At 59.0% G+C, this 25,444-nt stretch carries 22 protein-coding genes; 9 read left to right on the top strand and 13 right to left on the bottom strand.

From position 1 onward, the window contains the following. Window positions 1–8 precede the first annotated feature (8 nt). On the bottom strand, window positions 9–536 hold the full coding sequence (locus tag ACR3EM_RS04725; RefSeq protein ID WP_480469657.1) for a component of SufBCD complex: 528 nt from the start codon (window positions 534–536) through the stop codon (window positions 9–11). 120 nt (window positions 537–656) lie between these two features. Between ACR3EM_RS04725 and hemB the strand changes: the two genes are divergently transcribed. The 4 genes from hemB (at window position 657) to ACR3EM_RS04705 (ending at window position 5,497) form a co-directional block, all read left to right on the top strand. Further along, a complete protein-coding gene (gene hemB, locus ACR3EM_RS04720; protein WP_480469656.1) occupies window positions 657–1,655 on the top strand; it encodes a porphobilinogen synthase in 999 nt (332 codons plus the stop codon). Between the two features lie 143 nt (window positions 1,656–1,798). Beyond that, window positions 1,799–2,371, top strand: coding sequence for a lipid-binding SYLF domain-containing protein (locus ACR3EM_RS04715; protein ID WP_480469655.1), 573 nt, complete (start codon window positions 1,799–1,801; stop codon window positions 2,369–2,371). A gap of 164 nt (window positions 2,372–2,535) precedes the next feature. Further along, window positions 2,536–4,998: a penicillin acylase family protein gene (locus ACR3EM_RS04710; RefSeq protein ID WP_480469654.1), complete on the top strand. Its 2,463-nt coding sequence runs from the start codon at window positions 2,536–2,538 to the stop codon at window positions 4,996–4,998. A gap of 103 nt (window positions 4,999–5,101) precedes the next feature. Further along, window positions 5,102–5,497, top strand: coding sequence for a nuclear transport factor 2 family protein (locus ACR3EM_RS04705; protein WP_480469653.1), 396 nt, complete (start codon window positions 5,102–5,104; stop codon window positions 5,495–5,497). On the opposite strand, the gene hflX is transcribed toward ACR3EM_RS04705, so the two are convergent. From hflX to trkA, 4 genes are all read right to left on the bottom strand, one after another. Then, complete coding sequence (gene hflX, locus ACR3EM_RS04700; RefSeq protein ID WP_480469652.1) at window positions 5,494–6,765, bottom strand: GTPase HflX; 1,272 nt, start codon at window positions 6,763–6,765, stop codon at window positions 5,494–5,496. The two genes, ACR3EM_RS04705 and hflX, sit on opposite strands and share 4 nt — an antisense overlap. Then, window positions 6,765–7,004, bottom strand: coding sequence for an RNA chaperone Hfq (gene hfq, locus ACR3EM_RS04695; protein ID WP_005982826.1), 240 nt, complete (start codon window positions 7,002–7,004; stop codon window positions 6,765–6,767). Before hfq ends, hflX begins: the two co-directional genes overlap by 1 nt. Before the next feature lie 130 nt (window positions 7,005–7,134). Beyond that, a complete protein-coding gene (locus ACR3EM_RS04690; protein ID WP_480469651.1) occupies window positions 7,135–8,676 on the bottom strand; it encodes a TrkH family potassium uptake protein in 1,542 nt (513 codons plus the stop codon). Beyond that, entirely contained in the window at window positions 8,676–10,052 is a 1,377-nt protein-coding gene (gene trkA / locus ACR3EM_RS04685; protein ID WP_480469650.1) for a Trk system potassium transporter TrkA, read from the bottom strand. Before trkA ends, ACR3EM_RS04690 begins: the two co-directional genes overlap by 1 nt. A gap of 96 nt (window positions 10,053–10,148) precedes the next feature. Here trkA and ACR3EM_RS04680 point away from each other — a divergent pair, with 96 nt between their 5' ends. Beyond that, window positions 10,149–10,628 carry a hypothetical protein gene (locus ACR3EM_RS04680; RefSeq protein WP_480469649.1) on the top strand — a complete coding sequence of 160 codons (480 nt, stop codon included), beginning with the start codon at window positions 10,149–10,151 and terminating at the stop codon, window positions 10,626–10,628. Between the two features lie 10 nt (window positions 10,629–10,638). Here the strand turns inward: ACR3EM_RS04680 and ACR3EM_RS04675 are convergent, their stop codons facing one another. From ACR3EM_RS04675 to dusB, 7 genes are all read right to left on the bottom strand, one after another. Continuing rightward, complete coding sequence (locus ACR3EM_RS04675; protein ID WP_480469648.1) at window positions 10,639–11,811, bottom strand: MFS transporter; 1,173 nt, start codon at window positions 11,809–11,811, stop codon at window positions 10,639–10,641. 43 nt (window positions 11,812–11,854) lie between these two features. Beyond that, the gene (locus ACR3EM_RS04670) at window positions 11,855–12,445 is read right to left on the bottom strand and encodes a helix-turn-helix transcriptional regulator (RefSeq protein ID WP_480469647.1); all 591 of its coding nucleotides are present in this window, start codon (window positions 12,443–12,445) and stop codon (window positions 11,855–11,857) included. A gap of 23 nt (window positions 12,446–12,468) precedes the next feature. Then, on the bottom strand, window positions 12,469–13,878 hold the full coding sequence (ntrX, locus tag ACR3EM_RS04665; protein ID WP_480469646.1) for a nitrogen assimilation response regulator NtrX: 1,410 nt from the start codon (window positions 13,876–13,878) through the stop codon (window positions 12,469–12,471). After that, a complete protein-coding gene (locus ACR3EM_RS04660) occupies window positions 13,875–16,100 on the bottom strand; it encodes a sensor histidine kinase NtrY-like (RefSeq protein ID WP_480471892.1) in 2,226 nt (741 codons plus the stop codon). Before ACR3EM_RS04660 ends, ntrX begins: the two co-directional genes overlap by 4 nt. 162 nt (window positions 16,101–16,262) lie before the next feature. Beyond that, entirely contained in the window at window positions 16,263–17,630 is a 1,368-nt protein-coding gene (locus tag ACR3EM_RS04655) for a response regulator (RefSeq protein ID WP_480469645.1), read from the bottom strand. Beyond that, window positions 17,630–18,709, bottom strand: a complete 1,080-nt coding sequence (locus ACR3EM_RS04650; protein WP_480469644.1) for a two-component system sensor histidine kinase NtrB — start codon at window positions 18,707–18,709, stop codon at window positions 17,630–17,632. Before ACR3EM_RS04650 ends, ACR3EM_RS04655 begins: the two co-directional genes overlap by 1 nt. Then, window positions 18,706–19,689: a tRNA dihydrouridine synthase DusB gene (gene dusB, locus ACR3EM_RS04645; RefSeq protein WP_480469643.1), complete on the bottom strand. Its 984-nt coding sequence runs from the start codon at window positions 19,687–19,689 to the stop codon at window positions 18,706–18,708. Before dusB ends, ACR3EM_RS04650 begins: the two co-directional genes overlap by 4 nt. Window positions 19,690–19,868: 179 nt before the next feature. On the opposite strand from dusB, the gene ACR3EM_RS04640 reads away from it, so the two are divergent. The 4 genes from ACR3EM_RS04640 (at window position 19,869) to ACR3EM_RS04625 (ending at window position 23,345) form a co-directional block, all read left to right on the top strand. Next, the gene (locus ACR3EM_RS04640) at window positions 19,869–20,999 is read left to right on the top strand and encodes a bifunctional 2-C-methyl-D-erythritol 4-phosphate cytidylyltransferase/2-C-methyl-D-erythritol 2,4-cyclodiphosphate synthase (protein ID WP_480469642.1); all 1,131 of its coding nucleotides are present in this window, start codon (window positions 19,869–19,871) and stop codon (window positions 20,997–20,999) included. Further along, on the top strand, window positions 20,996–21,493 hold the full coding sequence (locus ACR3EM_RS04635; RefSeq protein ID WP_480469641.1) for a phosphatidylglycerophosphatase A family protein: 498 nt from the start codon (window positions 20,996–20,998) through the stop codon (window positions 21,491–21,493). Before ACR3EM_RS04640 ends, ACR3EM_RS04635 begins: the two co-directional genes overlap by 4 nt. Beyond that, window positions 21,490–21,966, top strand: coding sequence for a CinA family protein (locus ACR3EM_RS04630; RefSeq protein ID WP_480469640.1), 477 nt, complete (start codon window positions 21,490–21,492; stop codon window positions 21,964–21,966). Before ACR3EM_RS04635 ends, ACR3EM_RS04630 begins: the two co-directional genes overlap by 4 nt. Window positions 21,967–22,163: 197 nt before the next feature. Further along, the gene (locus tag ACR3EM_RS04625; protein WP_480469639.1) at window positions 22,164–23,345 is read left to right on the top strand and encodes an ammonium transporter; all 1,182 of its coding nucleotides are present in this window, start codon (window positions 22,164–22,166) and stop codon (window positions 23,343–23,345) included. A gap of 445 nt (window positions 23,346–23,790) precedes the next feature. Here ACR3EM_RS04625 and ACR3EM_RS04620 read toward each other — a convergent pair whose 3' ends face one another. Further along, window positions 23,791–25,116, bottom strand: a complete 1,326-nt coding sequence (locus tag ACR3EM_RS04620; protein WP_480469638.1) for an alginate O-acetyltransferase AlgX-related protein — start codon at window positions 25,114–25,116, stop codon at window positions 23,791–23,793. Between the last annotated feature and the right edge of the window lie 328 nt (window positions 25,117–25,444).

The raw sequence follows: 25,444 nt of genomic DNA, 5'->3' as shown, positions 1-25,444 counted from the left end.
TTCCGATTTTACCAACCCAAAAGGCCAATCGAGAAATTCTGGTACATCCCCCAGAGGGACGTGATCAAGATCGAAATCATCCCAATGATCTGAGTATAGACCCGGCATCGCGTCAGTATCTTGGATACAGTCTCAAGCGTTGGCTCCTGCCGGCGCAACCGCCGAGCCGCCGAGATATTTATCAGCATTACGAAACACAAGGGAAACAGCAGCAGAAACACCGCCTGTGCGAACTCGACACCGTAGAAGAATCCCAGCGTCGCGAGGCCGGTGAAGATGAAACAACTCAGCGCCAGGATAGCCAGACCGGACACATCAACGATATTCAGCAACCGATTCCCATTGATGCGAACGATGTCCAGCAGATCGCGTTCAGTCTGTCCACCAACCCGGCGCGCACGCACCACCAGATCGTAAGGCACCCCCATCGCCCAGTGGCTGACCGAAGACCAAAGCACGGCCAATCCGATCCAATACCATAGGTTCGAGAAGCTACGCATGTCGATGAGTTCGAAAATCGTAGAGTATATGTCCAAGCGTCAGCCCTTTATTCACCGTCTGCAGGGACCTTCATCGCATCGACGCGTCCATTGTTACCCTTGAGACTACGGGCAATTCATGCCACCCAATGTGCGATTATTCAAGGAGAGCGCGCCATGAAACCGACCATCGCCCCCTATCCCCTGACCCGCTTCCGCAGGGCCCGCCAATCGCAGGCGATACGGGGACTGGTGCGTGAGAATACCCTGACGGTCGATGATTTTATCTGGCCGGTCTTTGTGCGCGATGGGGAAGGTATCGAAGAGCCTGTACCGTCGATGCCGGGCGTCGTGCGCCGATCGGTCGACCTGATCGCCAAAGCCGCTGTCGAGGCGCAGGCCCTCGGCATACCGGCGATTTGCGTGTTCCCCTACACTGATCCCAGCTTGAAAACCGAAGATTGCGCCGAAGCCTGGAACCCCGACAACCTGTCCAACCGCGCGATTCGCGCCATCAAGGCGGCGGCTCCGGATATTGCGGTGATGACCGACGTGGCGCTCGATCCCTACAACATCAACGGCCACGACGGCTATGTGGTCGATGGCGAGATCGTGAATGATCAGACGGTCGAAGCGCTGGTGAAAATGACGCTGGCGCAGGCCGAAGCCGGGGCCGATATTATCGGCCCCTCGGATATGATGGATGGCCGGATCGGCGCGATGCGCAATGCGCTCGAAGCGGCAGGGCATCACAATGTGATGATCCTCAGCTATGCCGCAAAGTATGCCAGTGCCTTTTACGGCCCGTTCCGCGATGCCGTGGGGGCCTCGGGCGCATTGACAGGCGACAAGAAGACTTACCAGATGGATCCGGCCAATTCGAACGAGGCCTTGCGTCTGATCGAACGCGATCTGACCGAGGGCGCGGATATGGTCATGATCAAACCGGGGATGCCCTATCTGGACATCTGCCGCCGCGTGAAAGACAGCTTTGGCGCTCCGACCTATGCATATCAAGTGTCTGGTGAATACGCGATGATCCAGGCCGCCGCACAGAACGGATGGATCGACGGCGAAAAAGTGATGTTGGAAAGCCTGCTGGCCTTCAAACGCGCGGGCTGTGACGGCATCTTGACCTATTTTGCACCCGAAGCTGCTCGCATTCTGCAAGGCTAACGTCTCAGATTGTCGCAATTTTTCGCCGATTTGCTGCGCCCGCGGCACAGCTTTCCCGTGACAGGCGGCTGCAATCGGCGTATTCTTGCATACAAGATCGGGAACACCCGACATATCAGGCACATATACAGAGACAGAGAAACATGAGCAGTTCAAACTCCCCCCGACTCAGCCGTCGCGGCTTTGCTTTTGGCATGGCCGGGCTGACCCTGACCGCAGCATGCGGCAATGGGGTCGGCAACTCGAATGCGGCCACCATCGACGCGCGTGTCGATGCAACGCTGAACGAGATGTACAACAAGTACCCCAACACCCTTGAGATCGCGAACAAGGCCAACGGAATGCTGGTCATGCCGCTGATCACCGAGGCTGGGTTCATCTTCGGCGGTGCCTATGGTCAAGGCGCGCTGCGTATTCAAGGCGCGACCGTGGACTATTACTCGGCCATTTCAGGCAGCGCGGGCCTTCAGATCGGTGCGCAGCAATATGCGCATGTGCTGTTCTTCATGACCGACGAGGCGTTGAACGATTTCCGCCGCTCGAACGGTTGGACCGCCGGGGCAGACATCGGTTACGTGGTCGATGCGACAGGAGAATCCCTGTCGACCGACACCACGCAATTGCGCAAACCCGTTCTGGCTGCGGTTTTCGGGCAGGCTGGTTTGAAATTCGGCGCGACGGTCGAAGGCACCAAATACACGCGCATCATCCCCTGATACTCAAGATACCACCCTCCCCCTCGGACGAGCCCCGCTGCATGTTGTGGCGGGGCTCTGAGTTTCGATGGTTTTCGACGAAGACAGGCGGCATTCCTCTTTCGGTCCGGCTGGGCTTCCAGTAACCTCGGCGAAAATAACGACGCAGAGATTTCGGGGGACAAATGGGTCTGGTTTTTCGCTGGCTGGTGAGACTTACGACGGGCCTGATCCTGCTGGTGATCGCCGCCGTGGGGCTGGTCTATTTCCTGGCAAGCCAGTCCCTGCCCGAATACGATCAAACCCTTGACGTAGAAGGAATAACCGCCCCGGTCGAGATTGTACGCGACACGGCGAACGTGCCGCATATCCTGAGTGCTTCCGATCCGGATGTATTTTTTGGCCTTGGATATGCGCATGCGCAGGATCGGTTGTGGCAGATGACCATTCTGCGCCGCACCGTACAGGGCCGTTTGTCCGAAGTTTTTGGACAACGCACCGTATCCATCGACAAGTTGTTGCGCCGGCTGGACCTCTACGGGCTCGCCCATCGCTCGGTCGAGGTGCAGGATGACTATACCAAGGCCGCCCTGCGCGCTTATTCAGCAGGGATTAACGCGCGCCTGACCGAAATCAACGAAGAGGCGCTTGGCCGGGGTGCGCCCGAGATGTTCTTGTTCAACGCGCCGGTCCCCCCGTGGCAGCCGGGCGACAGTCTAGCGATCATGAAGCTGATGAGCCTGCAACTTTCGGGCCACCTCGCAGACGAAGTTCTGCGCGCGCGTACATCTTTGATGCTGGACGATCCTGCGCGACTTGCCGACATACTACCCGACGTCCCCGGCCCCGGTATCGCGGCGTTGCCCGAATACGCCGCGCTGTTGCCAAACCTGCCGCGCTATGCGCAAGGCACATCGATGCCCGACTCGCCCCTGTCCCCATTCCCGCAGCGTGGTCTGGCGGGCGCATCAAACGCCTGGACCGCTGCGCCGTCCCGGTCGGCCAGCGGCGGCACTTTGCTGGCCAACGATCCGCATCTGGGTTTCACCGCACCCGGCATCTGGTATCTGGCACGGTTGGAGCTGGCCAAAGGCGGCGTAATCGGCGCGACCATTCCGGGCATTCCGGCGGTCTCGGCCGGGCGCAGCGAGCGTCTGGGTTGGGGGCTGACCTCGTCTTATTTGGATGATCAGGACGTTCACATCGAACAGCTGAACCCTGATAATCCCGAGGAATACCTCACACCCGACGGCTACAAACGCTTTCAGACCCGCCCCTCGATCATCGAGATCAAGGATACCGCACCAATCACCCTGACCCTGCGCTGGACCGAGAATGGCCCCGTTCTGCCGGGCACCGATTACGATCTGGAAACCATCACACCGCCGGGCCACGTGGCGTCATTGTCGTGGAGCGCATTGAGCCCTCGCGACACCTCGATGAGCGCCTCTCTGGCGCTGATGAACGCTGACACGGTGCGCGAAGCCATTGATCTGGGTGAAGATTTCATTGCCCCATCGCAAAACCTGTCGCTGGTCGACAAAGACACGATCGGCCTGAAATTGATCGGAGCGATGCCCCGGCGCGACCTGAACCATCAAAGCCGCGGTCGCATTCCGTCTCCCGGCTGGCTGGAACGGAACCGCTGGCAGGGTCGACTGCCTTATACCGATAACCCTGAGTTTGTGGCCCCGGTCGGCGGCGTGCTCGGCAACACGAATAACAAGATCATTGACCGCCCCTTTCCGCGACACGTTTCCTATGAATGGGGCGACACCCAGAGGATCAATCGCTGGGAACGCCTGATGCAGTCGCGCGAAGTGCACACCCGCGACAGCTTTATCGAAGCGCAACTAGATACGGTTAGCTTCACGGCGCGGTCCCTGCTGCCGCTGATCGGTGCCGACCTCTGGTTCACGGGCGAATCCGCGCCCGAAGGAACCCCCGAACGGCAACGTCGGATTGCGCTGGACCTGCTGGCCAACTGGAACGGTGAGATGAACGAACATCTGCCGGAACCGCTGATCTATGCCGCGTGGCTGCGCGCGCTACAGATCCGCCTGATCACGGACGAACTCGGCCCGCTTGCTACGGAATTCAAGCACGTGGACCCCCTCTTCATCGAGCGGGTTTACCGCGACATCGATGGGGCCTCGGTCTGGTGCGACGTACATCAAAGCGCACCGCTTGAGACCTGTACTGACATGGCGCGGCTAGCACTGGACGACGCCATTATCTGGATTTCCGAGCGCTATGGCTCTGCGCTTGAGTCCTTGCGTTGGGGCGATGCGCATCAGGCAACCCATGACCACCCCGTGTTGGGTGACGTTCCGGTGCTGCGATTCTTCGTCAACATCCGTCAATCCACCAGCGGTGGGGACAACACTCTGCTGCGTGGACGGACCTCGGGCGAAGGGCCGGACCCGTTCCAGAACGTGCATGGTGCGGGCTATCGTGGTGTTTACGATTTCGCCGATCCCGACAGTTCGGTCTTTATCACCGCGACCGGGCAATCAGGCCATTTCCTGTCGCGCTACTACGACGATCAGGCGCAGCTGTGGCGGAGGGGGGAATATATCCCGATGTCGCTGGACATTGGGCTTGCCCGCGCTGCAGCCGTCGGGGTGACCGTGCTCAACCCGCGCTAATCAAATCGGCAAATCCCCGCCCCTTTCTGCGCCACTCGTGGACGCACTCATTCGTTTTCGCCTAAAATCATCAGGCCGTCGCATTGTACGAAGGGGGAAATGCATGGGCAGCCTTCGCGATACCTTGAACAATCTCGCACGTGATTATGCCATCGCCTGGAGTTCGGGCGATCCTGAATCTGTCGCTCGTTTCTTCGCCCCTGAAGGCCGGATCACCATCAATCACGGCGAAACTCTGCAGGGCCACGCAGAAATCGCTGAGATGGCGCGCGCATTGTACGCAGAGTTTCCCGATCTCGAAGTGCGTTGCGACATGATGCGATGGGCCGGACCGCATGCCTTGTTCGTCAGGACGCTCGAAGGGCACCACAAAGCCACCGGAAACCGTGTCGTCACGCGCGGTTGGGAACAATGGGAACTAACGCCGGACAATAAGATCCAAAGTTCATCGGAATGGTTCGATGCGGACGAGCGTCAAAGCCAGATTGACGGAACCTAAAGCGCTGCGAAACGCGCCGCTTGTTTGTCGGTCCAGAGTACCGTGATCTCAAAACCCTCTTCGGTCTGTTCCTCTGATCGCACGACATCCTGACGAAACAGCCATGCACGCTTTTGGCCCTCGGCAAAGCCCAATGACAGCGTCACCTCATGCCGCGCGCCCTGCAGAATCGTTGCAATTTCAGAGAGCAGAGGATCAACGCCCTCGCCCGTCACGGCCGATATCGCAAAGATCGCCGGATCGCGCTCAGCCCGCGCCGTAGCGGCTTCGCGTTCGTCGCGATTCAGCAAGTCGATCTTATTCCAGACCTCAAGCCGGGGCCGATCATCCTCGACCCCGAGAGAGGTCAGGATCGTCTCAACATCCTGCGCCTGTGCATCCGTCTCTTCGTGGCTGATATCGCGGACATGCACGACCAGATCTGCGCCCAGCACCTCTTCTAACGTGGCGCGGAAGGCGGCGACCAACTCAGTTGGCAGGTTTGAGATAAAACCCACCGTGTCGGACAGGATCACTTCGGGGCCGTCCGGCAGCTCAACCCGCCGCATGGTCGGGTCGAGCGTGGCGAACAGCATGTCCTTGGCCATCACTTCGGCCCCGGTCAGACGGTTGAATAACGTGGACTTCCCGGCGTTGGTGTATCCGACCAGAGCGACAATCGGGTACGGAACCTTGGCTCGCGCGGCCCTGTGCAAGGTGCGTGTCTTCACCACTTTCTGCAACTGGCGGCGCAGGCGGACCAGTTGTTCGTCGATGGCGCGCCGGTCAGCCTCAATCTGGGTTTCGCCGGGTCCGCCGACAAACCCAAGGCCACCACGCTGGCGTTCCAGGTGGGTCCAGGCCCGCACCAGCCGCGTACGCTGATAGCTGAGAGCGGCCATCTCGACCTGCAGCACACCTTCTCGGGTACGCGCACGGTCGCTGAAGATTTCCAGAATCAAGCCAGTTCGGTCGAGGATTTTGACCTTCCACGCCTTCTCCAAATTGCGCTGCTGAACCGGCGTCACCGGCCCATCGATCAGAACCAGCTCGATCTCATTGTCGTGCAGGCGTTCTGCCAGTTCTTCGATCTTGCCGCTGCCGAACAACAATCCGGCTTGCGCGCGCGGCAGGCGCACGACTTCAGACCCGACCACATCCAGATCGGGCAAAGCGACAGCCAATGCCACCGCTTCTTCCAGCGCCGGTTCGGGGACGCGGCGCTGTTCATCTGATTTGATTTCGGGATGCAGCACCCAAGCGCGGGTGCGCGCCCTCTCATGTTCCATCAAGAGGCGTCTTCGCCCTCATACAGGTTGATCGGCTGTGACGGCATGATGGTCGAAATCGCGTGCTTATAGACCAACTGCGACTGTCCGTCGCGGCGTAGAAGCACGCAGAAATTGTCGAACCAGGTGATCACACCCTGCAATTTCACGCCGTTGATCAGGAATATTGTGACCGGGACCTTTGCTTTCCGTACATTGTTCAGGAACGCGTCCTGCAGATTCTGTCTGTCCGAAGCCATATTTTATTATCTCGCCATTGTTCTTGCTACGCGCTGCGGACCAACGCGCTCCCTCTGGAGGAGTATGGAGTGCCGCGCACAGATATTCCAGATGAAAAATCAGGCAGTAACGCCAACCGTTGACGATAGGTCAATCGCGCCACAGGGTGGGCGTAATCAGCGCAACGATGGCCAGCGTCTCAAGCCGCCCGATCACCATCGCCGCACAAAGCGTCAACTTGGCCCCGCCGGACAGGTCGATCAGGCGGATCGGAACGTCCGTGGCCAGCTCGATCAACGGCCCCGTCGTGCTGAGTGCGGCAACGCTCAGCACCATTGCCTGTTCAAACCCGACCCCCATCGCGGCCAGCAAAAGGTCAAACATCGCCAGCGTCAGAGCGAACATCATCAGGAAGATCCACGCGATGAAGGCACCGTCGCTTTGGATGCGGCGGTTGCCCCCGCCCTCGCCACTTACCGATGAAGGATAGATCAGCCGGTCAATCTCACGCTTGCCATTGAGGTAGAGCGCAAAGACACGCAACAGCTTCACCCCGCCTGCGGTGGTTGCAACCCCGCCTCCGATCAGTGCCAGCCCCATCAGGATCAGCCCCGGCGTGCCCAGGCCCGAGAGTTGCTGCGCATCATTCCAGTTTGCACTCTCAAACCCTGCCGTGGTCAGGAACGACATCGCAGTAAAGATCATGCCCCAGATCACCTGCAGCGCCTGCAGCGGAGTGACATCAATGCTCAGTTCCGCCACGCCCGACAAAAACCGCAGGAACAGCAGCACGGCCACGGCAAGCACGATTGAAACGCCGATGCGAAGCTCGGGGTCTTTGTCCAACCGGGTATAGCCCGAGGTGGCCGTGTCGGTTGAGAATGTCAGCCGTGACAGGGCGAAGAACAGAAAGAGAAACAGGATCGCCTCCCCTGTGAAGCCAGCTGTCGACCCCTCCAACCCTCCGACAGGCGAGATGCCCGACGTCGCCATCACCGACATCGCATGGCAAACGGCTGTCAGACCTTGCTCCCCCGCGATCAGCAACAGAATCCAGATTACAGCGGTTAGCCCGGCATAGACCGGGGTCAGCGTACGCGTCACGCGGATCAGATGCCCGCGCGGGTCCATCTTTTCGCTTTGCGCCACGCCCGTCACCGGGCGGCCCGGCTGTCCGCGCGCAGTGACCTCGAACCCTCCCAGCGACAGCGGGGCAAGGATCGCCGCCGCTGCAATCCACATCAGCAGACCACCCAGCCAACCCACCAGAGCGCGCCACAGATGCAGTGGCGCAGACAGGCGCCCGGGATCAGGAAACAGATCAGCCCCGGTGGTGGTAAGCGCACTGACCATATCGAAATAGGCGTTCAGAAAGCTCGTCGTGCCAAGCGCCTCATGGAATGGGATAGCCAGAAAAACCGGCAGTATCGTGAACGAGGCCAGCAGAACGGCCAACTGGCCCAGCGTCCCGCGTCGCGGTGTTCTGTTCGACATCGCCACGGCAATGATCGACACCACAAACAGGCCCAGAAGCCCGGAATAAAAGAATGATCGCGAGGTATGGTGATCATCCAGTGTCAGCGCGTAGATCGCTGGTATCCACATCGCAAGCGCCGAAACGCCCCAGATCATCAGAAGCAACGGCAGCCGCCGCAGCACTCCGACCCGATGCTGTCCGCGCGCTTGCAACATCAGAAGAAATCGATCGAGACCTGCATCAGGCGTTCCACCTCGGGTACGTCCTTGGCCATCGCAAAGATGGCGACCACGTCTTTCTCATCAATGCGAAGGCTGCCGGTCGGGCGCACTACTTCGTCGCCCTTACGTACCGCTCCGACCAGAACGCCTTCGGGGAAATCGATGTCACGCAGTTTTTGCCCGGCCATCGGTGAGGTTGAAAGCACCTCGGCCTCGATCACTTCGGCCTCGGCATCGCCGATGGAATAGACCTGACGAACGCGCCCGTGGCGGATATGGCGCAAGATCGAGCTGACGGTCGTGGCGCGCGGGTTGATATAGGCGTCGATGCCCAGCGGACCCATCAGCGCCACCATGCTGGGGTCATTGATCAATGCAATGGCCAGCGCGCAGCCCTCGCCCTTGGCACGCACGGCGGCCAGCATGTTGGTGCGATCATCATCCGTAACCGCAAGCATCGCATCCGCGCGTTCGATCCCCGCCTCGCTCAACAGTGCCGAATCCAGACCGTCGCCGTTCAGAACGATCGTCCGTTCCAATGCCTCGGCGGCGATTTCAGCGCATCTGCGATCGCGTTCGATAATCTTTGCACGCACACGGCTTTCACGTTCTTCCAGCGTCCGGGCCACTTCCAGCCCGACATTGCCGCCCCCAACGATCACGACCCGATCCTGCTGACGTTGCGCTTTGCCAAACACCTCCATCGTGCGGTCGACATCCTTGACGCTGGTGAAAACATAGCATTCGTCGCCAACAAACAGCTGATCATCCGGTTCGGGGGCAAACAGCGACCCTTCGCGCCGGACGCCCACGACGATGGAACTGAGGGTCGAGAACAAATCGGTCAGCTGACGCAGAGGCGTATTCACAATCGGGCAGTCCTCATCGACCCGAATGCCCAAAAGCTGCGCCTTACCATCCATGAACAGTTCGGTATCAAAAGCCGATGGGGCCGAGAGGCGCCGCATGGCCGCTGCCGCGACCTCGCGTTCGGGGCTGATCACAACATCAATGGGCAGATGATCGCGGCGGTAGAGATCGGAATGGATCGCCTCCAGATAGGATTTCGAGCGCAGCCGCGCGATCTTGCGCTGGATCGCAAACACCGAATGCGCCATCTGACAGGTGACCATATTCACCTCGTCCGAATGGGTTGCGGCGATGATCATATCGGCGTCACGCGCCCCTGCCCGTTCCAGCACATCCGGATAGCTGGCGAACCCTGCAATGCCCTGCACGTCCAGCGTCTCGGTCGCGCGGCGCACCAGATCGGGGTTGTTATCGACCACCGTCACATCGTTCAGCTCGCCCGAAAGATGACGCGCAATCTGCCAGCCCACCTGACCGGCACCGCATATGATGACCTTCATACAATTGGCCCCTCTGCCTGAAATCTTTGAATGACAGATGCCCCCAAAGCGGTCAATTGAATTGTCATACCGCATAAGCTGCGGCAAGATAAGCGCATGAAAACATTGCTGCCCGGCCTGATTTGCCTGCTGACCCTTTCTGCTTGCGGACCACTGTCGCTTTATTACCGCGAGGGCGAGAGCGTCGCGCGCATGCAGACCGAGACCACCGCCTGTCAGGTGCAGGCACTGAAAGACGCCCCCGTCGCCAATCAGGTCCGGCAGAGCCCGCCGGTCTATTGGCCCGGTCGCACCTATTGCGACCGCAATGGCAGATGCTATCGAAATCCGGGCTGGTGGGAGCCGGGACGGATTTACACGGTCGATGTGAATCAGGGCCTGCGAAACAAGGTCGAGGCGCAGTGTATGGCCTCAAAAGGGTATCGCCCGGTCAGCCTGCCACCCTGCAAACAAGGGGTGAAATCGCGGGTTGTGCCCACTCGGACGACCACATTTCCGCCCTTGAACACCGAGTCCTGTTTCGTGAAGTTTGACGATGGCTCGTTCCAGATCATCACGCCGGGGCAAACGGGATAGTCCTCAGCCGCTAGTCGCTGACCATAGCGCGGCGCAGTCCAAGAAAGATGTGCAGCATCATTGCTATGGCATAGAACCCGACAACAGCCCCGAACATCGCCGTTTCATCAATACCCACAAGGATCGCCAGCAGAACCGGAGTGCCCAGCAGGTTTCCGGCATTTCCCATCTGCGCCATTCCACCATAGCTAAGCGCCTGCGCCTCGGCCGTGTCATTGAGCTGAGGTACCGCAGCAAAACTGCCGCCCTGAACCAGCCCCAACACGGCAAACAAGGCAATACCGACAACCGCCAGCGGTGCCCCGATAAACAAGGCCCCGATGCTCACTATGCCCAGACCAAAGCCTAGATTAACAACGGTGACACAGGAAAAGACATTCAGAAGCAGCGGCACCAACAGCCAGGACAGCGCAATCCCAGCCAAAGGCATCAATGCCGCAACCGACGCGCCCTGCCCCTCAGGCAACTGTCCCGGCAGAATCGCAAGCAGCGAAACAAAGGTCAGCGTATAGAAGAACCACCCGATCGCGGGCGCCGAAATAAAGGGTGAGCGGTAGGTTCTGACATGAGCCTCAAGAAACGCAGCCAATCCACGGCTTCTTTCCTCAATCGATCCCATCTCGATCTTGATCCGGCTCAGCGCGATCATTGCGGCGATCAACAGCATCAGGGCTCCGTGCAGGGCGAAATAGGTGGGCAGTCCGAAACGGTCTACAATCGGCAGGCCGAACCACGCATTCAGCGCGAAGGCGACACCAAAGAAGGTGCTCCACAACACCATCGCCAGATTGCGCGCCTTGCCGGTGGTGATCTGGGCAATCAGCGTGGGGGCCGCGACAACGATTGCCAGATGCGACGCCCCTTCGACGACGCGACTTGCCAGCATCATTTGGAATCCCGGCAGACTCGCCTGCAGCAAAGACAAAGCACCGCCCAGAACCAGCCCGGACAAGAGCAGACGCATCGGCCCAACCCGGGCAGTGATCGCGCCCGAGGTCGCCCCGAACACCGCACCCATCAGGCTGATGATCGACAGTGACCAGCCGATCACCGCGGATTGCTCGGGATACAGCAGGCTGATTTCGGCGAAAGGTACAGCGATCTTGGCGAATTGCGTGGCAGCACCAAGCCCTGCAAACCAGATCAGCATGACCTGCGCAAATCTCAGGTAAGGAAATGTCATGTTCCGGGTCTAACCCGCCCGGCTGCGCGCGGGAACGCATAAATTATGCGACTTGCCCCCGCGATCCGCTGACCAGACGAACCGGGGTGCCATCGGCCAGATACAGCCGCTCCCAAACGATCTGGCCTGCACTGATCCTGATACGGTCATGCACGGCCTCTGAGGTCAGAAAGGCCTTGGGTGCGGGCGTGTGCATGTCCCACCAACCTTCGCTTTGCAGCTCTGCTTCAGCCTGCCGGATCTCGTCCGTCGCAAACTGCCAGAGCGAGACGCCCAGCAGAGCATTCTGCGAGGTTTTCCAATCTCGGGCCCGGCTGGCCGAATAGGCCAGACAGGTATGGCTGGCCTCCTCAACCAAATGAACGCAGTCAGTCGATTGGGCCACCAGCCGTTTCAGCGCTGAATCCTGAACGCGCACTGGGGCCAGAACTGAGAAAACGCCCTGCTGTATCTCTGCCGAAGGGGTGTGAGCCCCGCTCTCCCACCTCGAAATCGTGGCCTGATCCACTTCCAGCATATCAGCCAAAGCGGATTGCTTGAGGCCAACCGACCGGCGAAGCCGTCTAAGCCTGCGACCAAATGCAGGATAGCCGATGGGCCCTGTACCATCGGCTTTTGCATACCTGCTGATCAATTGCTTCCCCTTGGTCGCAGAAATCACTCTGCCGGTTCAGGCTCATCAATCTGAGCGACACGCGCGCCTGATTTGTTCGACGTCACAACCCCCAGCGATTTCAGCTTGCGATGCAAGGCGCTGCGCTCCATGCCGACAAAACTGGCGGTGCGGCTGATATTGCCCCCGAAACGGTTGATCTGGGTCAGCAGATATTCCCGCTCGAACGCCTCGCGTGCTTCGCGCAGCGGCAGGGTCGCCAATGCCCCAGACAGGACAACGCGACCGGATTCATCGGATTTCTCTTCCTCACTCGGCAGCTCGCGCGCCTCGATCGGCCCGGTGCCATCGCCAAGGATCAGCACACGCTCGATCAGGTTTTTAAGCTGACGTACATTGCCCGGCCAAGTCATCGTTTGCAGCAGGGCGACCGCCTCGTCCGACAATTCGCGGGCAGGCAAACCCTGAGTTTCGTTGCACATTTCGATGAAATGCTGGGCCAGAACCGGAATATCCTCGCGCCGTTCTTCCAGCGACGGGACAGCAATCGGCACCACATTCAGGCGATGATAAAGCTCTTCGCGGAACCGTTCAGCTGCGATTTCATCTTCCAGATCGCGGTTGGTCGATGAAATGACCCGCAGATCGACGCGCACCTTGTCACTGCCGCCCACACGCTGGAACTGCTGATCCACCAGCACTCGCAGGATTTTGGACTGGGTGCCCAGGGGCATATCGGCCACCTCATCGAAATAGATCACCCCGCCATGCGCCTCTTCCAGCAGACCGGATTCGATCCCCCGTTCCGAGGATTCGCGACCGAACAGAACCTCTTCAACCCGCTCAGGCTCAATCCCCGCACAATTGACGGTGACGAAAGGCGCGTTGGCACGGTTCGAATGAGCGTGGATGTAGCGCGCAGCGATTTCCTTGCCTGACCCGGCCGGGCCGCTCAACATCACGCGCCCGTTCGATTTGGTCACCTTGTCCAATTGACCCTGCATCGCCCGGAACGAAGCCGACTTGCCGATCATGTCGGAGCAGCTCACCTCTTTCCGCTTCAGCGAGGCATTCTCGCGGCGCAGGCGCGAGGTTTCCATCGCGCGACGGATCACCACCATCAACTGGTCAATGTTGAAGGGCTTCTCGATAAAATCGTAAGCACCCTGCTTGATGGCCGCCACGGCGATCTCAATGTTACCGTGGCCCGAAATGATCACCACCGGTACATCCGGATTGTCGCGTTTCACCGCTTTCAGGATATCGATCCCATCCATGCGGCTGTCCTTTAGCCAGATATCCAGGATCAACAGCCCCGGAGGCTCGGCATTGATCGACGACATACACTCATCCGAGTTCGCCGCCAGCCGGGTGGAATAGCCTTCGTCCTCTAGAATATCGGACACCAATTCGCGAATATCGCGTTCGTCATCTACGATCAGAATGTCGCTCATCTTTGGCCTGCTTTCAGTTTGTTTGTTTTAATCGCCTGTTTTTCCGGCGCGACTGACGGGCCGCCTGAGGCCCCGGGAAGACGAATGACAGCCATCGCGCCGAAATGGTCCTGTCCGTCGAAGGTGGGCGCGTCTTCTAATGTCAGCGCTCCGCCATGTTCTTCGATGATTTTCTTCACGATAGGCAGGCCAAGGCCTGTGCCCTCATCACGAGTTGTCACATAAGGTTCAAACAACCGCGCACGATCCTCGGGCAGCCCGATACCATTATCGGCAATGGTGATCTGCATTCCCGCATCGTCGCTGGACACGGCCACCTTAATCTGCGGTTTCAGATTGTCGGGCGCGCCTTTTTTCTTCAACGTTTCAATGGCCTCGCCCGCATTCTTGATCAAGTTGGTCAGGGCTTGGCTCAACATCGTTGCATCAACATCCGCCAGAACGGGTTGTTCGGGCAGGTCTGCATCAATCTGTACATCCGGCTGTCCGGCCTGTTGCAGCAGCACCGCCTCGCGCACCAGTGTGACGATGTTTTCCTCATGCCGTTCCGGCTCGGGCATCCGCGCGAATTTCGAGAACTCGTCCACGATCCGCCGCAGATCATTGGTCTGCCGTACGATCACGTCAGTCATCGACTCAAGGCTGTCGCAATCTTCTTCATCCAGCTTGCGCGAGAATTTGCGTTTGATCCGCTCCGCGCTCAGTTGGATCGGAGTCAAAGGATTCTTGATCTCATGCGCAATACGACGCGCCACGTCGCCCCACGCCGCCATACGCTGCGCGCTGACCAGATCGGTCACGTCATCAAAGGCCACCACATAGCCTTCCAATCCGCCATCCTCACCCCGCCGCGTGGCCATGCGCACCAGAAGGTTTTCCAACTGGCCCTTGCGGGTCACCTTGACCTCTCCCTGCACCGCCTCTTGACCGCTGGACTTCAGATCTTCGAACAGCGGCAGGAATTCAGGCACGGCAATGCCGATGGCCAGATGCTGTTCACCGCTGGTCCAGTCCAGCAGACGTTCACCCGAGCGGTTCACGAAGGTCACGCATCCATCTGGATCTACGCCCACCACGCCCGAGGTCACCGAACTCAGAACCGAGTCGAACAGTCGGCGGCGACGTTCGATGTGGCGTGTGTTCTCCAACAGGGTATCGCGCTGCCCTTTCAACTGGCGGGTCATCTGGTTGAAATAGCGGCCCAGCATGGCGATCTCGTCATCGCTGGCCTCTTCATAGACCTGAACGCTCAAATCCCCGGCACCGACACGTTGCGCTGCAGTTGTCAGGCGCCCAACCGGGCGCGACAGACGTTCGGCAAACCACATGCCCAGAGACATCGCAGCCAGAATGAGGATCACCGCAAAACCGAGATACAGAAGGCCAAACTCAAACAGCACCCTGCCCCGTTCACTTTCCAGCTGACTGTAGAACTGTGCCGTTTCCTTGGTTTCATCCAACAGGGTCAACAGGTCGCCATCAACCTCGCGACTGACATAGAGATAGCGATCCAGATAAGCCTGCAACGGCACCAGAGCCCTAAATTCGCTGTTATCCCAATCGGCTATGATCGCTACGCCCTGATCGTTCGACTCGATCATCTCTTCAGGCGTGGGGGCCTCATAATCAAAAAGATAAGAGCGATCGCCACGCGACCGGATCTCGCTGCTGCCATCGATCACATAAGCCTCGCGCAGCCCGCGCTGAATCTGCGACTGCCCCTGGGCCAGAACTTCTCGCAATTCCGCATCCGAGATGTAGTAATCCAACGTCCGCGCGTTATCCAGAAAGCGCGCCAGCGCCATCGCGTCCTGCGTCAGGCCCTGACGATGCTCCTGCTCGTATGCCTCCGCCGCACTCAGCGATGAACCAACAACCTGCCGCACGCGGTCCGAGAACCAGCCTTCGAGGCCGATATTGACGGTCAGACCGGCGAAGATTGCCACAGTTACCGTGGGCACAAGGGCAAGCAGCGTGAACGCGCCGATCAGGCGCAGGTGAAGCCGAGAGCCGGCTGACTTGGCCCGCCGTGCTGCGATCAGACTGAACAACTGTCCCAGAACAAGCGCGGCCACGACCAGCACATAGACCAGATCGGCAAGAAGAATCAGCCGCAGCGTCGGGGCCGCAGCGCCAAGATCGAAGGGTCCAATGACCAGATACGTCGCAAGCGCCAGCACCGGGCCCAGCATCACGAGCCCCAAGGTGCTGAAATTGCGCATCCTCCGGGACTTGCGCCACCGGTTGATCGATAGGATCGGCCCGTTCTGTGCCCGGGTTGCCACCGTCTGCCCTCTTACTGATGTGCCGCATTCGCGGCTTACCGCCATATGTCGTGGTCGTTCCCGGGTGCGAACCCGAATGCCACGGTTTGTGTGGCGATATTACATCAGTTTGCGACGGCGTGTCACCTGAATATCGAGGTCGGAGATCTTTTTACGCAGCGTATTCCGGTTAATCCCCAGAAGATCAGCACATTTTGCCTGATTGCCCCCGGTCGCATCCAGCGCGATTTCGATCAAAGGCGCCTCGACCTCGCGCAAAATGCGCTGATAGAGGCCCGGTGGCGGCAGGATATTTCCATGCAGATCGAAATAGCGCCGCAGGTGACGGCCAACCGAAGAAGACAGTTTTTCACGTTCGCCATCGCCCAGAACCGGTTCGGCCTCGGGCTGGCTGCCCAGCACCATCTCGACCTCTGTGCGTGAGATTTCATCGGCACGGCTGGTCAGGCTCAGACGACGGATCGCATTTTCCAGCTGACGCACATTTCCAGGCCACGAATACCGACGCACAAGCTCAACAGCTTCGGGACTGAGGCGGCGCTGCGCCCCGCTTTCCCGCTCTTCCCGCGTCAAAAAATGGTCGGTCAGCAAAGTGATATCATCGACGCGTTCCCGCAGGGCCGGAACATGGATCGTAGCACCGCAGAGGCGGTAATAGAGATCCTGCCGCACGCGACCGCTCTCCATCGCGTCGGTCAGGTCCGATTGGCTGGTGGCCATGAAACGCGGCACATGATCGCCCGGAGTGTCCATCATACGCACGATCCGCGCCTGAATTTCATCATCGATATCAGCAATTTCATCAATCAACAGCGTTCCGCCGCGCACCCGCGCCATGACCCGCGCCGGGCCTTCGAGATCGCTCAGATCAGCGGCCGTTGCGGTCACAAAAGGCAGCGTTCGACGGTCCGAGAAATCATGAATAGCGCGCGAAATCAGGGACTTACCCGTCCCACTTTCGCCTGAGATCATCACCGACAGATCGGTGTTCATCACGCGTGCAACCAGACGGTACAACGCCTGCATCACCGGGGTTCGGCCCACCAATGGCAGTTCATCAGGGCGATCCTCGCTGACTTCCACCGGCTCGGTTTGCGCGCGTTGCTTCTGATCCAATGCCCGAGCGGTGCGCTTCATCAGATCGGGCAGATCGAAGGGCTTGGGCAGATAGTCATAAGCATCCGCCTCAGCCGCCTGAATGGCCGTCATGATGGTGTTCTGGGCCGAGATCACGATGACCGGCAAACCGGGGCGGTCCTGCGCGATCTTTGGCAGCATCTCCAACCCGTTCCCGTCTGGCATCACCACGTCCGAGATTACAACATCGCCTTTCCCCTCGGCAACCCACCGCATCAGCGTTGTCAGCGAAGAGGTCGCATGCACCTTGCACCCTGCCCGCGTCAGGGCCTGCGTCAGAACCGTGCGGATCGTGCGGTCGTCATCGGCAACCAGAACTGTGCCATCCATCAGATGCTCTCCTTTTCATATGCGCCCGGCGGTGCGCGCCGCAGGGACAGGCGGAAAACCGTGCGCCCGGGCACGGACTCAGCCGAAATCCATCCGTCGTGATCGGAAACGATCTTGCTGACCAGAGCCAGCCCCAGCCCGGTGCCATTCTCCTTGCCCGACACGAAGGGATCGAAGATATCGCTCCGGATGTTTTCCGGCAGCCCCGGCCCGTCGTCGATGATCTCAATCTGCAAGGGCAGCGAGTGTCCCGACCCGTCACTGCGCCGAAGACGGAACGAGTGTTCGAAATATGTGCGCAACCGAATTGTGCCATTACCATCAGCGGCTTCCGAGGCGTTCCTGAGCAAATTCAGCACCACTTGCAGGAACTGATCCGGATCTCCGTAGGCCAATGGCAGCGAGGGGTCATAATCCTCGACAATCGTCATATGCGCGCCGAAGCCCAGCAGCGCCGACCGCCGCGCGCGGTCCAGAACGTCGTGGATATTAACCGGTTTGAAATCGGGCTGCGACAGGTTTCCGAACTGCTCCACCTGCTCCAGCAGCTTCACGATGCGGCGGCTTTCTTCGACGATAAGGTCAGTTAGTTCAAGGTCTTGCTGAGAGATATTCATGCTGAGCAGCTGCGCCGCGCCGGTGATGCCTGCCAAGGGGTTCTTGATCTCATGCGCCAGCATTTCGGCCATGCCGATGGCCGATTGCGCCGCCGATTTCACCGTATTGCCCCGTGTCATCCGCCCCGCCAGCTCTCGTGGCGAGATGATCATGATCATCGAACCAGGATGTCCCATAAGCGGCGCGATCTGCAGCGCACATTGCAGCGGTGCGCGATTACCCGAGCCCACATCCACATCGTTGACGAACAAGGGGGTCCCCTGCTGACGAGCCCGCAAGAACGCCTCTTCCAACGGCGCATCGACTGCCAGTTGATCCCATACGGGGTGTCCGATCACCGCCTTGCGCGAGGCGTTCAGAAACCCCTCGCCCGAGGAATTGACGTCGGATATCCGATCCTCGGCATCAATGATGAAGGCCGGAACCGGCAGCGAGGTCCAGATGCTCTGATCCGAGGTCATGCCGCTTCCTCCGCTGGGCCGTTCAGTGCTTCCCCCAACAGCCGCAGCACCTCATCCGTATCGCGTGAGGTCAGGATAGCACGCCGCAGCATGGCAGGCGTTCCGGCTTCATCCATGTACCAGCCCAAATGCTTGCGCGCGACGCGCAGGCCCAGATCGGTGCCATAGAATCCAAGCATTGCCTGATAATGACTGCGCACCATCTCGATCAGATCAGCGCCCGTCGGAATGGTCGGCGCAGCAGGGCCATAGAGATCATGACAGATTTGCGACAGCAGCCATGGCTTGCCCTGCGCACCCCGACCGACCATCACGCCATCCGCACCAGACTGCTCCAGCGCGGTTTGCGCGGCTTCCGTATCAACAATATCCCCATTTGCGATGACCGGAATCGAGACTGCCTCTTTCACTGCCCGGATCGCCCGCCAATCGGCGCGCCCCTTGTAGAACTGGCAGCGTGTGCGTCCGTGGATCGTAACCATTCGGATGCCCGCGTCCTGCGCCCGCCGCGCCACATCCGGGGCGTTCAGCAAGCTGTCATCCCAGCCCAGACGCGTTTTCAGCGTCACCGGTACATCCACCGCCTCCACCACGGCCTCAATCAGCGTCAGGGCGTGGTCCGGAGTTTTCAGCAAGGCCGAACCGGAATAGCCGTTGGTGACTTTCTTGGCAGGGCATCCCATGTTGATATCGATCACCCGCGCGCCCCGGTCGGCGACCTGCCGGGCAGCCTCGGCCATCCAATGCGCCTCGCGTCCGGCCAGTTGCACGGCGGTATTTTCCACATCCGCCGACAGCTCGGCCCGTTCGCGGACACCCGGCTTGGCCTGTACCATCTCCTGGCTGGCAACCATTTCACTGACCACCATACCTGCACCAAAGCGCATCACGAGATCGCGGAACGGGCGGTCGGTGATTCCGGCCATCGGCGCCAGCAGCACCGGAGGGGTCAGATCCTTTTCAGCAAGACGCAGGGTCAATGTGCCTAATCCTTGAGCAGTTGCGCATTTGATATCGAAATCGCAGCATATGAACAACAAAACGGCGGCATTCAAGCCCGCAAAATCATCACTTGCTTAATTTTTAGGCAAACCGATGCGGGTGATTGCCTCTGCATTCACCGCCCCCTAAACAATGCCTCAATCAGGAGAACCCGCAGATGACCACAGCCGCCATCATCGTCGCCGCCGGGCGCGGCCAACGCGCCGGAGGTGGAGTGCCCAAGCAGTGGCGCGCCCTGGGCGGGCAGCGCGTGGCCGATTGGACCATAGATCGCTTTATGGGCCTGGTTGATCACATTGTTTTGGTGCTCGCCGAAGAGGACACAGCGGCTTGGCAAGAATTCAGCACCACCGGTTTGATTCTCGCTCAGGGCGGTGCAGACCGGGCAGGATCGGTCCGCAACGGCCTGCAGGCGTTGGGATCGTATGGCATTGAAAAGGTTCTGATTCACGACGTGGCCCGCCCTTGCGTCAGCGCTCGGGTGATCGGGGAAGTTCTCGCTGCGCTCGATACACATCCCGCGGCGGCGCCCGGTCTGGCCGTCACCGATGCGCTCTGGACCGGGGATGGATCGGTGGTGACAGGTACGCAGGATCGTTCCGGCCTCTTCGCTGCGCAGACTCCGCAAGGGTTTCTTTACAACGCGATCACCGCAGCGCACGCGACTCATCCCGGAGGCGCGGCAGATGACGTCGAGGTCGCGCGTGCTGCCGGTATTGATGTCGCGATCATTCCCGGCGACGCGGACAATCTGAAAATCACCCGGCCCGAGGATTTTGCTCGGGCTGAACGCATAATGGGTAACGATATGGATGTAAGGCTGGGCAACGGCTATGATGTGCACCGCTTTGGTGAAGGAGATCACGTGATCCTCTGCGGCGTGAAAGTGCCGCATGATCGCGGGCTGCAGGGACATTCGGATGCGGATGTCGGCATGCACGCGGTGACCGACGCGATCTATGGCGCGCTGGCGCAAGGTGATATCGGGCAGCACTTCCCGCCCACAGACCCGCAATGGAAAGGCGCGGCCAGCGAGATATTCCTGCGTCACGCCGTCGAACTGGCCGGGCAGATGGGGTATGCGATTTCGAATGTCGACTGCACGCTGGTCTGTGAACACCCCAAGATCGGGCCGCATGCTGAGGCCATGCGTACCGAGATGGCGCGGATCATGGGCTTGCAGGCGGATCAGGTCTCGGTCAAGGCGACAACTTCGGAGAGATTGGGCTTTACCGGACGCGGCGAAGGCATCGCCTCGCTCGCCACTGCCTGTCTGGTGAAGTCATGACTGCGGCGCGTCTGATCGGAACCGTCTGCGGCGTCGGCTATCTGCGCCCTGCCCCCGGCACCTGGGGATCGCTGGCCGCGCTGCCTCTGGCTTGGGTGCTACATACGCTCGGCGGCTTTCCTCTGCTGGTTATCGGGACCTTTGCTGCCTTCTTCGGCGGCCTCTGGGCTACGCGTGTCATGACTGCCGGGCAAGAGGACCACGACCCGTCCGAAATCGTCATCGACGAGGTTGCTGGCCAGTTCATTGCAATCTGGGCCATTTCCTACCCGTCCTGGGCGCATGGGATCGAAATCACCGCGCTCTGGCCCGGCTGGATCGCCGGTTTCCTGCTGTTCCGCTTGTTCGACATCACCAAACCCGGCCCCGTTGGCTGGGCCGATCGGCGCGGAGATCCGATGGGCGTGATGCTGGACGATGTGATTGCCGGGGTCTTTGCCGCAATCGGCGTCATCATCCTCGCTGGAATTTCACACGGGGTCTTGGGTCTATGACCGTGACCGACCTGCTGGACCGCGCCAAAGCGCAAGGCGTGATGATCGCAACAGCCGAAAGCTGCACTGGCGGCATGGTCGCCGCTGCGCTGACCGACGTCCCCGGCAGCTCTGCTGTGGTCGAGCGTGGTTTCGTCACCTACACCAATACCGCCAAGCAAGAGATGCTGGGCGTACGTGCCGATACGCTTGAGGCGCACGGCGCGGTCTCGGAAGAGGTCGCGCGCGAAATGGCCGAAGGCGCGTTGCACCACTCGCAGGCTCAACTGGCGGTCTCGATCACCGGTATCGCCGGTCCCGGCGGGTCCGAGCATAAGCCAGAAGGCCGCGTTTGCTTTGGTCTCGCCACGGACGGCCAACCCACCCGGACTGAAACAATCGAATTCGGCGCGCTGGGGCGGGATAATGTGCGCAAAGCCGCGCGTGATCATGCGTTGCAGATGCTGCTACGCGGCCTTTCACAACTCGCCTAATTTTAATGCGCATGCGCCATATGGGCGCAAATTTCATCACCAGTTGAGAAAAAGCCGCCTAAACAGGCGGCTTTTTGCACCTCTGCCTCTTTTTTCCCCAACTCAGGTCGGCTTCAACCCGCCGCACACCACTCACAAGGCATCGGTTGGGGTGTGTTTGCCCAATCGACGCCCCCACAGGGAAAGGAGAGCGGCCCATGAACGGAGCCGATACAGCGTGGATCATTGTGGCAACAGCACTGGTCCTGTTCATGACATTGCCGGGCCTTGCCCTGTTCTACGGCGGGCTCGTGCGTGCCCGAAATGTCCTCAGCGTCTTCATGCATTGCTTTTCGATTGCCTGTTTGATGAGCATTCTGTGGCTGGTCGCGGGGTATTCCATTGCCTTCGGCCCGGGTGAGAGCGGCCTTTGGGGTGGTCTGGGCAAAGCGTTTCTAAACGGCGTGGACGCCGACAGCCTCGCAGGCACCCTGCCCGAGGTCCTGTTCTTCGCCTTCCAGATGACCTTCGCGATCATCACCCCTGCCCTGATCGTCGGCGCCTATGTCGAGCGTGTGGGCTTTGGCTTCGTCCTGACATTCTCAGCCCTCTGGATGCTGCTCTGCTATGCACCCGTCGTCCATTGGATTTGGGGCGGTGGAATGCTGGCGGATGGAGGCATTCTGGGTGAGATCGGCGTACGTGACTTCGCGGGTGGCATCGTCGTCCACGAAACCGCCGGTCTGGCGGCATTGATCATCGCCGTCATACTCGGCCCGCGCCGCAATCGCACCACGCCTCCGCACAACCCCGGCTATGTGATGGTGGGTGCCGCAATGCTGTGGGTGGGCTGGTTCGGCTTCAACGGTGGCTCGCAACTGGCCGCTGACGGAGGCGCCGCGATGGCCATGACCGTCACCCACCTGTCGGCTGCAACCGCATCGCTGACCTGGGCGCTGTGGGAACGCATCCGTTTTGGCAAAGCCTCTATGGTCGGCCTTGTGACTGGCACCATCGCCGGTCTGGCCTCGATCACTCCGGCCTCGGGCTTTGTGGGGCCAGTGCAGGCGCTGATCATCGGTGCCGTTGCAGGTATCCTGTGCCAGGAGGCGGTCAATTTGATCCGCAACAAGCTGAACATCGACGACACATTGGATGTTTTCGCCGTTCACGGTGTCGGAGGCATCTTCGGCACATTGATGATCGCCCTGTTCGGTTTGGGCACATGGACCGCACAACTGGGTGGGTTGGTGATTGTGGGTGTCTTTACGGCAATTGTCACGATTGTGTTGGTAAAGGTGGTTGCACTCATCACCCCGCTTCGCGTAGACGCCGAGACCGAAACAAACGGGCTCGATCTCTCGGTACATGGAGAGCGCGCCTACGACATGAGCAGCTAAGCCCACCTTGGCTGCTATGCGCCCGCAAAGGGCCAAAGCGGACCTCTTGACGAGGTCCGCTTTTCTACAGCCAGTCGTGGTTCATAACATCTATCAACTCTTCCCAAGGCTCCACCAGCGTTCAGCGCTGAAACTGGCGATAGACACACAACCGCTTATCAAACTCTTCACGCAGATCATGTTACGGAGCTCGAGTTCGAGCGAGCAAGAATATCCCATCCAGAACTAGGTAGTTGTATTTGCCTCTGCGCAGCAAGCTAAGAAAAAACGATCAGAGAACGCCTATTCTCCATCCGATGTCAGGTGTCATATCAAGCCGCACCCCAATACCGATAACGGCAAGTTTCATACTGTACACCGTATCTGTTTTCCATACACCAACGCGGCCCTCGGAGTGATCGATGTCCGAACATCCACCGACTTCTCAGATGTTTCTAAGTCAGCTTTACCCGCCGCTATGTACCATTCGATTTATAGCGTCTTGAAAAGGTGCCCATTTTGCGATTTCCTTTGCAGCAACGGCGTGACCAATTGCACTCCAATGTGTATCACCCCAAAACCACGGGTTTTCACCGGTTTCCACCTGTTCTTGCAATGCTGACGTAAGGTCGAGGAAGGGCACTCCACTTGCGCTCGACCATGCCTGAATGTCCTCACGCAGCGGAGACAGATGACTTTCTACATTTGCCAACTTACTGTCTTCTGGGAAGGTACAATATGGCGAAAGCACCCGAAGCTTTGACGGAATGTAAACAACTAGATATTCGCCACCTTCTTCCTCGATACGCGCAGCGAATTCGTCCATTGACTTTGTTATGATGGCGGCTTGGTCCTCGTATCCATCTATGACCCAAGACGTCAATCGAAACGTATAGACATCTCCATCAATATGACAGATATCCAGCCCACTCAGCCCGCGCTGCCGATCGGTTAATGTCGTAAGTGCGCCCCACGCCATTCTGGTCAGATACGGATAGTGCGGATCGTGTACAGCACGAGAGTCTTCGACAATACCGTCAGTTCCTCTCGCTTCATAAAAATAGGAATCCCACAGATCATTACCGCCGAATATAAACTGAACAACAACTTTATCCTTGGCCGGAATGCCAGAATTCCAGAAAACACCTTGACCCGCTTGCGGCGACAATCCCAAAAGCGCCGCCTGAGCGACCTGTAAGCCAGTTTCATTAGACAAAACCGAATCCATTGTATCCTTTTGCTGTATCAATGGGCCTTGGATGAAACTGTCCCCAACCAGCACTACAGCAGCGTTTCTTGAATCCGATGCGTTCCTGAAACCAACCGGGTCGGTCTTGAAATCAAAGACAATTGGTTCGCTTGGGAGTCCCCAAGCCAAGGCTGTGTCTTGTCCAGAAGTGATTTCACGATCAACATCCGGCACACGAGTATACCCCAGTTCATAAAGATCTGTTCCCGGGCTTTTGATCAGCGATTGCCAACTGAACAACCCGGTCTGTCCAAGCAGTTCTAAAAATGCAAAAGAAAGCCCGCAAACCAACACAGTTCCTAAAAATGTAAACTGTTGTTCTCTCCGGCCGAGCACCAATAGTAACAAATAAACTGCAACAAGAAGCATTCCAAAGAAGAATGCGACGTGACGGAACCTCCAAAGTCCAAAAAGTCGTCTGCTATCAGGTGTTGTTGGCGTTGAATCTGCCGACAATAATGCAAAGGCAACCGCAGCAGCTACCATTGTAATGGCCACGGCCAGAATGCGCCAATCTCTTCTTCTTTGCAAAGTTACCTCCAATACTGGTTACTATTCAATTACACGTGACGCCCTACACATGATCCAATGGGAATACTTGGCATCAACTCGGCTGTTATTGCAGAATGCTATAATAAGGATGCTTATCGTCTGCTTGCTGTCAAGCTTACGCGTCTCAGCATGCGCTGGGGATCGGATAGAGCGCCCCTTCGTATCAATCGTTGGCTCTTCGGCAGGATTGGATCGAAATTTCAATTCAATTGGCCTGAAACCAGTTGAACTAAACCACAATTGCCCCAGTCGAGAATCTCTTGGGGTCCGCTTTTCTTTTCGGCGTTCGCCTCTCGACTCCGGACCGGCGGTCGGGCTA

The sequence above is a fragment of the Ruegeria sp. AH3 genome (genome assembly GCF_056536265.1).
This window is presented reverse-complemented; position numbering and strand designations above follow the sequence as displayed.

Bases quoted from the DNA above. Each gene is read 5' to 3' on its own strand.
- hemB (WP_480469656.1), top strand. From the start codon at position 657: ATGAAACCGACCATCGCCCCCTATCCCCTGACCCGCTTCCGCAGGGCC.
- ACR3EM_RS04715 (WP_480469655.1), top strand. From the start codon at position 1,799: ATGAGCAGTTCAAACTCCCCCCGACTCAGCCGTCGCGGCTTTGCTTTT.
- ACR3EM_RS04710 (WP_480469654.1), top strand. From the start codon at position 2,536: ATGGGTCTGGTTTTTCGCTGGCTGGTGAGACTTACGACGGGCCTGATC.
- ACR3EM_RS04705 (WP_480469653.1), top strand. From the start codon at position 5,102: ATGGGCAGCCTTCGCGATACCTTGAACAATCTCGCACGTGATTATGCC.
- hflX (WP_480469652.1), bottom strand. From the start codon at position 6,765: ATGGAACATGAGAGGGCGCGCACCCGCGCTTGGGTGCTGCATCCCGAA.
- hfq (WP_005982826.1), bottom strand. From the start codon at position 7,004: ATGGCTTCGGACAGACAGAATCTGCAGGACGCGTTCCTGAACAATGTA.
- ACR3EM_RS04690 (WP_480469651.1), bottom strand. From the start codon at position 8,676: ATGTTGCAAGCGCGCGGACAGCATCGGGTCGGAGTGCTGCGGCGGCTG.
- trkA (WP_480469650.1), bottom strand. From the start codon at position 10,052: ATGAAGGTCATCATATGCGGTGCCGGTCAGGTGGGCTGGCAGATTGCG.
- ACR3EM_RS04680 (WP_480469649.1), top strand. From the start codon at position 10,149: ATGAAAACATTGCTGCCCGGCCTGATTTGCCTGCTGACCCTTTCTGCT.
- ACR3EM_RS04675 (WP_480469648.1), bottom strand. From the start codon at position 11,811: ATGACATTTCCTTACCTGAGATTTGCGCAGGTCATGCTGATCTGGTTT.
- ntrX (WP_480469646.1), bottom strand. From the start codon at position 13,878: ATGAGCGACATTCTGATCGTAGATGACGAACGCGATATTCGCGAATTG.
- ACR3EM_RS04660 (WP_480471892.1), bottom strand. From the start codon at position 16,100: ATGCGCAATTTCAGCACCTTGGGGCTCGTGATGCTGGGCCCGGTGCTG.
- ACR3EM_RS04655 (WP_480469645.1), bottom strand. From the start codon at position 17,630: ATGGATGGCACAGTTCTGGTTGCCGATGACGACCGCACGATCCGCACG.
- ACR3EM_RS04650 (WP_480469644.1), bottom strand. From the start codon at position 18,709: ATGACCTCGGATCAGAGCATCTGGACCTCGCTGCCGGTTCCGGCCTTC.
- ACR3EM_RS04640 (WP_480469642.1), top strand. From the start codon at position 19,869: ATGACCACAGCCGCCATCATCGTCGCCGCCGGGCGCGGCCAACGCGCC.
- ACR3EM_RS04635 (WP_480469641.1), top strand. From the start codon at position 20,996: ATGACTGCGGCGCGTCTGATCGGAACCGTCTGCGGCGTCGGCTATCTG.
- ACR3EM_RS04630 (WP_480469640.1), top strand. From the start codon at position 21,490: ATGACCGTGACCGACCTGCTGGACCGCGCCAAAGCGCAAGGCGTGATG.
- ACR3EM_RS04625 (WP_480469639.1), top strand. From the start codon at position 22,164: ATGAACGGAGCCGATACAGCGTGGATCATTGTGGCAACAGCACTGGTC.